The organism is Acidobacteriota bacterium, from assembly GCA_034211275.1.
Classification (GTDB): domain Bacteria; phylum Acidobacteriota; class Thermoanaerobaculia; order Multivoradales; family JAHZIX01; genus JAGQSE01.
The window spans coordinates 1-8,938 of the sequence record JAXHTF010000249.1 but is presented as its reverse complement, the minus strand read 5'-3'; the positions used below and the strand labels follow the sequence as shown (position 1 = coordinate 8,938).

Below are 8,938 nucleotides of genomic sequence, written 5' to 3'. Positions count from 1 at the left end.
GGGACGCCAGACCGAGAGGAACACCGAGAGCCACCCCCGCCACCGCGGCAGCGGCGGGCAGCAGGGCCGGCGCCTGCCGCCAGGGTGGCGAACTCCTCCCCCAGGCCGGCTCCATCCCGGTGCCCCGGAGGGCCGGGCACACTTCGCCTTGATTCTTCACACCCCCGAGGACGGCAACAGCAGCCACCATCGCTCACCGGGGGGGATCTTTTTTTGAAAAGGCTAGATCGACGCTCTGGAGGGTTCGGGCAAGGCGGAGATCAGGGCTCGGCCTCCGGCGCGAAGAGGGAAAGCACCGGCAACGCCAGCCTGCGGCGTAGGAGCTGGCGGCGCAGGCGCTCCCGGGCCCGCTCCAGCTCCGTCTCCGGCAGGCGGCCGGCGAGCTTGGCCAGGGCACTCTCCACCTCGCCCTCCAGCTCCTCCCGCAGCTCGGCGCTCAGCCCGTCGGAGGCTCGTTCCAGCAGTTCCTGGTCGAGATCCGCCAGCCTCCGCTCCACCTCTGGGCTCGATCCCTCGAGACCGCGGATGCGCGCCGAGAAGCTCTCCAGATCCACGGCAGCAGCTCCCTGCGAGGCTTCCTCCGAAGCCAGCAGCGAAGCAGCCAGAGCCTCCAGTCGAGGTCCTACGGGGCTCTCCGGCTCCGCCTCACGGTGGGCGGTGGCGGTGAGCTCCTGAGCGTCCTCCCAGGCCTGCTCCACCGCCCGGGCGCAATACCGAAGGGACGAGACGGTGCCCTTGGCGCCGCGCTCCCTTCGGCGTTCGAAAACCTCTTCCAGCGCTTCCCGCACCAGGTCTAGAGGAATGCCCGAGGCATGCCATCCGGCGGCGACCCGATAGTCCGCCGGGGAGAGCAGCAGCGGGGCGCCTCGCAGGCCGATGAAGATCTCCTCCACCGCCTGGAAATACTGGTGGTCGGTGATCTCCTGCTCGGCCTGCTCCGGATCAGGAGCCTTGGAGCCGCTCATGGATCAACTTGAGGCCGGTGAGGGTGAGGAGCTGGTCCACCTCGTCGATGTGCTCCGAGCCCGAGGCGATGAGCTCTGCCAGGCCACCGGTGGCGATGACCTTGCGGATAGTCGGCATCTCCTGCTTCAGGCGTTCGAGGATGCCGTCCACCAACCCGATGTAGCCGTAGTAGATGCCCGACTGCATGGCCCCGGCGGTGTCTCCCCCCACCAACCGTTCCGGCTGTCGAATATCCACGCGATACAGGCGCGAGGCGGCGGAGAACAGGGCCTCCGACGAGATGGAAATGCCCGGTGTGATGAGGCCGCCGACGTACTCCCCTTCGGCGTTGACCACATCGAAGGTGGTAGCGGTGCCGAAGTCCACCACCACCACCGGTGCTCCGTGGAGTTGCCGCGCCGCCAGGGCGTTGACGATGCGGTCCGCGCCCACCTCCGCCGGATTGTCGTAGCGCACCGGCAGACCAGTGTCGGTGTGGGCGTCGATGAACACCGGACGGCGGCCGAAGAGGCGCTGGGAGAGATCGTTGAGGGTGGACCGTAGCGGCGGCACCACCGAGGAGATGATCACCGCACCGGTGGCGGCGGGATCCAGTCCGGAGCTCTGGAAGAGGGGCAGCAGCAACGCCAGGTACTCGTCGGCGGTGCGTTTGCCGGTGGTGGCCAGGCGCAGGGATTTGAGTAGCTGATCGTCGCGATAGACGCCGAAGACGGCGTTGGTATTGCCGACGTCGATGAGGATCAGCAGCTGATCCGGCTGCAGCGGCCCCAAGGAGGAGGCAGGGGACGAAGCGTCGGACGAAGACGAAGCTTCCGGCGGGGTGGACATGCGGGACTCTCCCAAAAAGGCCGGATCCGCTCAGGATCGCAGCGAATGAAACTCGATGATCTCGCCGGCGCTCAGCCGGCGCTCCTCGCCAGAAACCCGTAACCGCAGTGAGCCGTTGGCCTCGAAGGCCACCAGCTCGCCTTCTAAAACCTCCTCGCCGACCCGGCACACCAGGTGGTCCCCGGCTTTGTGCAGGGAGCGGCGGCGGTAGCGCCGGAGCAAGTCGTCGGGGTCTGCCGGTTGGGCCAGAAAGCGGTCCACGCCGCGCATGAGCTCGCCGGAGAGGTCCGCCAGCGGCGGCGGTGCAGCGCTGTGTTCGAGCACCGACGTCACCGGCCGCGTTGGAGCCTCCGAGGAGCCGACGCTGAGCCGCGGCGGCTGGTAGTTGAGCCCCATCCCCACCAGCGCCACCGCCGAGCCGTCGGAGCGAGTCAGGGCTTCGATGAGCACTCCCCCCAGCTTGGCATCATCTACCATCAGGTCGTTGGGCCATTTCAGGCGGCACGGGCTGTCCAGGTGTCGCTCCAAAGTCTCCGCTAGCGCTACGGGGATGAGCATGGGCAGGTCGGCCAGCTCCTCGGCCTGGGCCAGAGGCAGCAGCCGGGTGAGATAGATGCCTCCCTGAGGGCTAGCCCAGCGGCGTTCCCGGCGGCCTCGGCCCGCCAGCTGTTCCTGAGCGATGACCCAGGCGTCGGGCACCCTCTCGGCCTCTTCCAGGTACTCCCGCGCGATGCGCCGGGCCAGATCGTTGGTGGAGCCCACCGCCGCCACCAGCACCATCGCAACCGCCGGTCCCGGAGGCCCGGTATCGGGGCTAGGGCGTTGCAGGCCGTTCAGATGCTGCGTCCAAGCCATCGCCGCGAGAGTACCAGTTGGGGGGCTCCGCCGGGAGGGGCCCGGCGGCACAGAGGGCCGGAGCGATCAGCCCTCCTCCAGGCTCGCCAGCAGGTGCTGATGCCGTTCCTTGAGCTCCGCCAGCTGCTTGCGGTTGCCCTCCACCACGTGGTCGGGAGCCTTGGCGAGGAATTGCTCATTGGACAGCCGGGCTTCGGCGCCGCGAATCTGCCCCGCTACCTGCTCCGCCTCCTTCTGCAGGCGCTGGCGCTCCGCCTCGCCCATGGGCTGACGCTCGGCCACCAGGGCCATCTCGACGCCGCCCACGAGATCGCGGCTGGCACCTTCCGGAGCTTCCCCATGGTCGATGGCGGCGAGACGGCCGAGGAAGGCCAGCAGCGGGCGCTGGCGTTCGAGGAAGGCGTCGAGCTCCCCATCCTCCGTGCGCAGATAGAGATGCACCTCCGCCGACGCCGGCAGGTTGAGCTCCTGGCGCACCGAACGCACCCGGGTGATGAGCTCGATGAGCAGCTCCATGCGCTGCTCGGCGGCGGCGTCCTGCCAGCCCTCCTCCGCTTTCGGGTAAGGGGCCAGAACGATGGTGTCGGGATGGATGGCCTCGTGGCCGGGGAGCCGCTGCCACAATTCCTCGGTGAGGAAGGGCATGAGGGGATGGAGCAGGCGCAGACTGCGGTCCAGCGCCGTCAGCACCACGTCCCCCACCTGCGGACGCACCGCGTCTCCGCTCAGGGACGGCTTGCACAGCTCCAGGTACCAATCGCAGAGCTCGTGCCAGAAGAAGTGGTAGATGCGGTTGCAGGCCTCGTCGAAGCGGAACGTCTCGAGCTTCTGGGACACCTCCTCGGCGGTGGTGGACAGGCGGCTCAGAATCCAGCGTTCCGGCTCCTCCAGCTCCGCCACGTCGAGCTCCGACTGCACCTTCGCGTCCCCCACCCGCGACAGGGCGAAGCGGGTGGCGTTCCAGATCTTGTTGCCGAAGGCGCGGTAGCCGGCGATGCGCTCGTGATCCAGGGGAATATCCCGCCCCGGCACGTCGAGGGCGCAGAGGGTGAACCGAAGGGCATCGGCACCGTGCTCCTCCACCAGGTCCAGAGGATCGACGGTATTGCCCCGGGTCTTGGACATTTTCTGGCCGTCGGCGTCGCGCACCAGGCCGGTGAGATGCACCGCCGAGAACGGCAGCTCGCCGGTGAAGTGCAGACCGCTCATCACCATGCGGGCGACCCAGAAGAAGAGGATGTCGTAGCCGGTGATCAGCACGTCGGTGGGATAGAAGGTCTTGAAATCCACCGTCTCTTCCGGCCAGCCGAGGGTGGAAAACGGCCACAGGGCGGAGGAGAACCAGGTGTCCAGGACGTCGTCGTCCCGGGTCAGCTCGTCGGTGCCCGCCTGGGCCACCGCCGCCTCCCGATCCCGGGCCACCACCACCTCGCCGTCCGCCGTGTACCAGGCCGGAACCCGATGGCCCCACCACAGCTGGCGGGAGATGCACCAGGGGCGAATATTCTCCAGCCAGTGGGCCCAGGTCTTGTCCCAGCTGTCGGGGATCAGCCGCAGGTCCCCCTTCTCCACCGCCTCCAGGGCCTTCTGCGCCATGCTCGAGACATCGCAGAACCATTGGGTGGAGACCATGGGTTCCACCGGCTCGCCGCCTCGCTGGCTGTGGCCGACGTTGTGCAGGTGGGGCTCCACCTTGACCAGGAAGCCCTCTTCCTCCAGCCGCTGCACCACCGCCTTGCGGGCCTCGAAGCGGTCCATGCCGGCGAAGTCCTCCCCCGCCTCCTCGGTCATGCGGCCGTCGCGGCCGATGACCTGGATGCTCTCCAGGTCGTGGCGCTGGCCCATCTCGAAGTCGTTGGGATCGTGGAAGGGGGTGACCTTGACCAGGCCGGTACCGAAGTCCCGATCGACCACCTCGTCGCAGACGAAGGGCAGCCGGCGTCCCACCAAGGGCAGGATGGCGGCCTGGCCCTGGAGGTGGCCATAGCGCTCGTCCTCCGGGTGCATCGCGATGCCGGAGTCCCCCAACATGGTCTCGGGGCGCGTGGTGGCCACCACGATGCGCTCGTCGCTACCCTCCACCGGATAGGCCACGTGGTAGAGCTTGCCCTGCACCTGCTTCATCTCCACCTCGAGGTCGGAGATGGCGGTTTGCAGCACCGGCGACCAATTGACGATGTACTCGCCGCGGTAGATCAGTCCTTCGTCGTAGAGCCGCACGAAGGCTTCCTTCACCGCCTCCGACAGCTGCTCGTCGAGGGTGAAACGCTCGCGGGTCCAATCACAGCTGGCTCCCAGCTGATCCAGCTGGTGGCGGATATTGCCGTGGTAGTCCTTCTTCCACGCCCAGGTCTCCTCCAGGAAGCGCTCGCGGCCGATTTCCAGCCGGCTACTGCCCTCCGATTCCAGCTTGCGCTCCACCATCAGCTGGGTGGCGATGCCGGCGTGGTCGGTGCCCGGCAGCCACAGGGCGTTGTATCCCTGCATCCGCCGCCAGCGCACCAGGGCGTCCTCCAACGCCGACTGCAGAGCGTGGCCGATGTGCAGCTTGCCGGTGACGTTGGGTGGCGGAATCATGATGCAGAAGCTCGGCTTGTCCGGGTCCGTCGTCGCCCGGAAGAAGCCCTCCTGGGACCAGTGGCGCTGCCATTTCTGCTCGTAGGAGGAGGGATCGAAATGCTTTTTCATCGGAGGCTCCTGCTTCCAAGGGCTCGCTTGCTTCCAAGGGTTCGCTGGGGAACGGCTTGCCGAAGGAGACTTGCTAGGGGAGAAGAATCGCTATCGAGGCTGATGCCCTGGGGATCGCCGCGGGGGCGGTCGGGTCGTAAGTCGTCGATGGTGAAGCCTTGGGAGACCGGTGGGGGCCATGCCCCCCTTCGAGCTGTAAGCGGCCGCGAGGCCGGTACCGAATCGAGGGAAGAAGAGTCCTTGGCTGCTCTGGCTACTCTACCTGGCTCTCCAGCTCCCGCAACCGGTCCTTGATGATCACCTCGGCGAGGTCCGGAACCACTTCCCAGGCGACCTCACGCACCAGATGCTCCCCGACCAGGTCGGCAACCCGGCGGGCGATGCGCTCCAGGTCCTCTTCGGTGAGCGCTCCGGCGGGAATCTCTTCAGCCTCTTCGTCGCCGTCCTCAGTCTCTTCCGCTTCCGCCGCGGCTTCCACCGCCGGCTCTTCCTCGGCGGCTTCCTGCACCTCTTTCGGCTCGACGAAGCTGGGCTCCGGAGCCACTCCCGCGGCGAAAGCCGGCGGTGTTTCATCCTCGGCGGCCGGCTCGGTGCTGGGCAGGGCGATCTCCTGGTCGATCTCGTCGTCTCCCAGCTCGTCTTCAGCATCCAAATCGAGGCGGAAATCGGTGCCGCCACCGCCGGCCTCGGAGGTCTCGGAAGTCTCGGGGGCTATCGGCTCCGCCGCCTTATCGTCGCCTTCGTCCTCGGTCTGAAAGCTGAACACGTCCGGGGTCTCGGCGCTGGGAGGAAAGGCCTCCGGCGCCGTCGCCGTGGGAATCACCGGCACGTCTTCGGAACCCGCCTCCGGCTCGCCGCCGCCCAGGGAAAAGGGCTCCCCAGCCTCTACCGCAGGGCTCTCCGGAGCGGGGCTCGCCGCCGGGGACTCCAAGTCCTCGAATTGATCGAAGGCCAGCGGCTCCGGCGGCGATTCCTCCACCGCCGGCTGGGGCGCAGGCGGTGGTGCCGCCGCGTCGGCGGAAGCCGCGCCGCCGCTCTGAGCCATCAGATCGGTCACCAGGCGCTCCAACTCCTCCGACTCGAAGGGCTTCTTGAGGTAGCGGTCGGCACCGCAATCGGCGAATTCCTGCTCGTCAAAGGGCTCGAAGCTGCCCACCAGCAGTAGCACCGGTACCTGGGGATAGAGATCCTTGGATTTGCGCGCCACGGCATACCCGGAGGCGCTCTCGTGCATGTGCACGTCGGCGATCACCACATCCGGTGCCCCGGCGTCCAGACGCTCCAGCGCGTCGTCGCCGCTGCTGACGGAATCTACCTGGAAGTCCTCGCCGATGAACGTCAGCTCGATGACCTTCTGGATCATCACGCTATCGTCTGCCAGTAGAATCGTCTTAGCCATTGCGTCTCCGTTATTTACGGGCATTGTTTACCGGCGCCAAAGTAGCACCCGCCCCAAGACCTAGTCAATGCGTGAATTCAGCGTTCATCGAAGAAGTACACGAGGTCCGTCGACGGCGGCTGGTAGCCCATCTGACGGATCAAGCTGACCACCTGGCCACGGTGGTACGTGGAGTGGTTCACCAGATGCAGCAGCGCCTGCAGTAGAGACCGGCGGTGGGTCTCCCCTCGGCTATTGGTCCAGGCCAGCTCGGAGACCAGCTGATCCTCGGTGAGGGCGGCCATGAAGCTGGTGATCTCGGCGGAGATCTCGTGGAAGCCCATCTCCAGGGTTTCCAGGTCCGGATAGTCCTCGATCCCCGGCAGCATCCCCAAGGGATCCCCCACGAACCGCGAGAGCCATACGCGCTCCGCCCCCAACATATGCGCCAGGGTCCCCAGGACGCTGCCGTGACTGGCTCCGGCGTCGAGGATGAGGTGCTCCGGTTCCAACTCCGCGGCGGCGCGCAGCACGGCGCGATCGGCCCACAGGGTGTAACCCAGCAGATCTCGGACTGTGGTCAGCTGACTCATGGCTCGGTGACTTCGGCGGTCGAGGCGCAGAGCGGTCGAGAGACGCTCGACGACCAGACTGCTGAAGGTTGAAGGGATTCTAGCCGCTTCTCCCGCTGGGGCCAAGGTGGGGGGACTCAGAGAGCGTCAGGTGCGGGAATCATAGCCTCCTCTTCAGTCTCGAGCCTGCCCGGCGGGATGTTGGCCAGCGCTTCTGTCGACTTCAACTGCGAGGTGGTCATACCCTCTCGCCGAGGTTACCGTGGCAACCCGCCTATTGGTCGTTGACGACCATGTCCCAGCGCGACGTATTTCCCGTCTCGAAGCCACCTTCGAAGATGAGGCCGTCGGTTTCGACGAGAGCGAGAACAGTGTCAAGACCGCGAAATGGGGCCATGAGCACGTCGCAATCCGGTGGATCGAGATCGTCTTCATTTCGCGTGCTGAAGAGATATTGCTTGTCCTCGACCCGGACGAGGTCCGCACCGAAGCGCCAGATGTGGTGTTGAGCTGGCGAGAAGCGAAACTGGGAGAACACTTTGCCGGAGTTCCCGAGCACAAAGGTCTGAGGGTCGAACTCGAAGAACTTATGCTGAGATCGAAGCGAGCCCGGGCAATCCCCCACTGGATTCGTGTTTTGGGTGATTTCAGTCCCCCAGAGCTCGACAATTCCCGAGCGCTCAACGATGTTGTCGGGGCGGAAGCCATTGAGGAGCATATCGGGGTCAAAGTTCAGCGTACCTCCGGTGGCAGGAGTCCAGACGCCTCCCTGTTTGAATTCGAACAAGGCGCAGGTTGTGCTTCCCTGCAACGGTGGACAATGGGCGTCGGAGAAGTCCACGCGCACCTCAATGGTGCGAAAGCTCGGGGTGCGAGCGAAACCACGAGCGAAGCTATGCGTGAAGCCGTCGCCTGGATCGGATCGGGTCGTATCCTCAATCAGCTGGAACTGCAAGAGCCTTGCAGGACCGTTGGTTCCGGGCTCAAGCACTTTGGACCACGAGCCGACGAGGTCATCACCGGTGAAGGTTCCCTCCCAGACCCAGGTCTCCCACGGGACGGGAGCTCCAGTGGATGGGTCTTGGGCCTCAGCTACCATCCTGTAGACTCCATCTGCCTCGAAGAGGTTTCCATGGCCCCAGTGCCGGGATGGGCTGGTTACGCACGGACTAAAGCGACGGAGTGCCTGCATGCTCCAATCTCCCGTGATGCCCGCCTCGGTGCGTGGCACGCGCCAAAGTATGGTGTGGTCGAGGTCACAGTGACTTACAGGGCTCGAGCCGGAGTCAAACTGTCCACCTTGAGTCAGAAGAAAGATCCAGTCGCCAAGCTCGGTAGCACTCGGGAGATAGTAGGTGCCCCGAAGGGAGTCCATCGGGTCTGTGAACTGGGACGAGCTAGCGACGACCTGAAGCCCAAAGCTTGACTGCTCGATAAGGTCGCGGGACTCGATCGCCTGACTGAGGATGGGGAAGAAGATCGCTACTACCAGAACTGCCACACGCTGCATATCTCACTCCCTTCGCCGTGTCATGATAGCGACAGCTTAGCGGCAATACTTAATGTGATCAACAGCCAATCTAAAGGTATGACAAAGATTCCGTCGCGACTCCTTTGGCTTCCGCTCGTCTGGGCGCTGCTTGCCGGCGGC

Annotated in this window: 7 protein-coding genes; all 7 read right to left on the bottom strand. The window is 65.7% G+C overall.

From position 1 onward, the window contains the following. Nucleotides 1–260: 260 nt before the first annotated feature. The 7 genes from SX243_23725 to SX243_23695 all read right to left on the bottom strand — a co-directional run bounded on the left by SX243_23725 (nucleotide 261) and on the right by SX243_23695 (nucleotide 8,386). Complete coding sequence (locus SX243_23725; protein MDY7095996.1) at nucleotides 261–965, bottom strand: hypothetical protein; 705 nt, start codon at nucleotides 963–965, stop codon at nucleotides 261–263. Beyond that, entirely contained in the window at nucleotides 943–1,713 is a 771-nt protein-coding gene (locus tag SX243_23720; protein ID MDY7095995.1) for a type III pantothenate kinase, read from the bottom strand. Before SX243_23720 ends, SX243_23725 begins: the two co-directional genes overlap by 23 nt. A gap of 111 nt (nucleotides 1,714–1,824) precedes the next feature. After that, nucleotides 1,825–2,649: a biotin--[acetyl-CoA-carboxylase] ligase gene (locus tag SX243_23715; GenBank protein MDY7095994.1), complete on the bottom strand. Its 825-nt coding sequence runs from the start codon at nucleotides 2,647–2,649 to the stop codon at nucleotides 1,825–1,827. A gap of 66 nt (nucleotides 2,650–2,715) precedes the next feature. Continuing rightward, entirely contained in the window at nucleotides 2,716–5,337 is a 2,622-nt protein-coding gene (locus tag SX243_23710) for a valine--tRNA ligase (GenBank protein MDY7095993.1), read from the bottom strand. A 253-nt stretch (nucleotides 5,338–5,590) separates the two neighbouring features. After that, entirely contained in the window at nucleotides 5,591–6,736 is a 1,146-nt protein-coding gene (locus tag SX243_23705; GenBank protein MDY7095992.1) for a response regulator, read from the bottom strand. Nucleotides 6,737–6,813: 77 nt separating this feature from the next. Then, complete coding sequence (locus SX243_23700) at nucleotides 6,814–7,308, bottom strand: DinB family protein (GenBank protein ID MDY7095991.1); 495 nt, start codon at nucleotides 7,306–7,308, stop codon at nucleotides 6,814–6,816. A 253-nt stretch (nucleotides 7,309–7,561) separates the two neighbouring features. Beyond that, nucleotides 7,562–8,386: a hypothetical protein gene (locus SX243_23695; protein MDY7095990.1), complete on the bottom strand. Its 825-nt coding sequence runs from the start codon at nucleotides 8,384–8,386 to the stop codon at nucleotides 7,562–7,564. Between the last annotated feature and the right edge of the window lie 552 nt (nucleotides 8,387–8,938).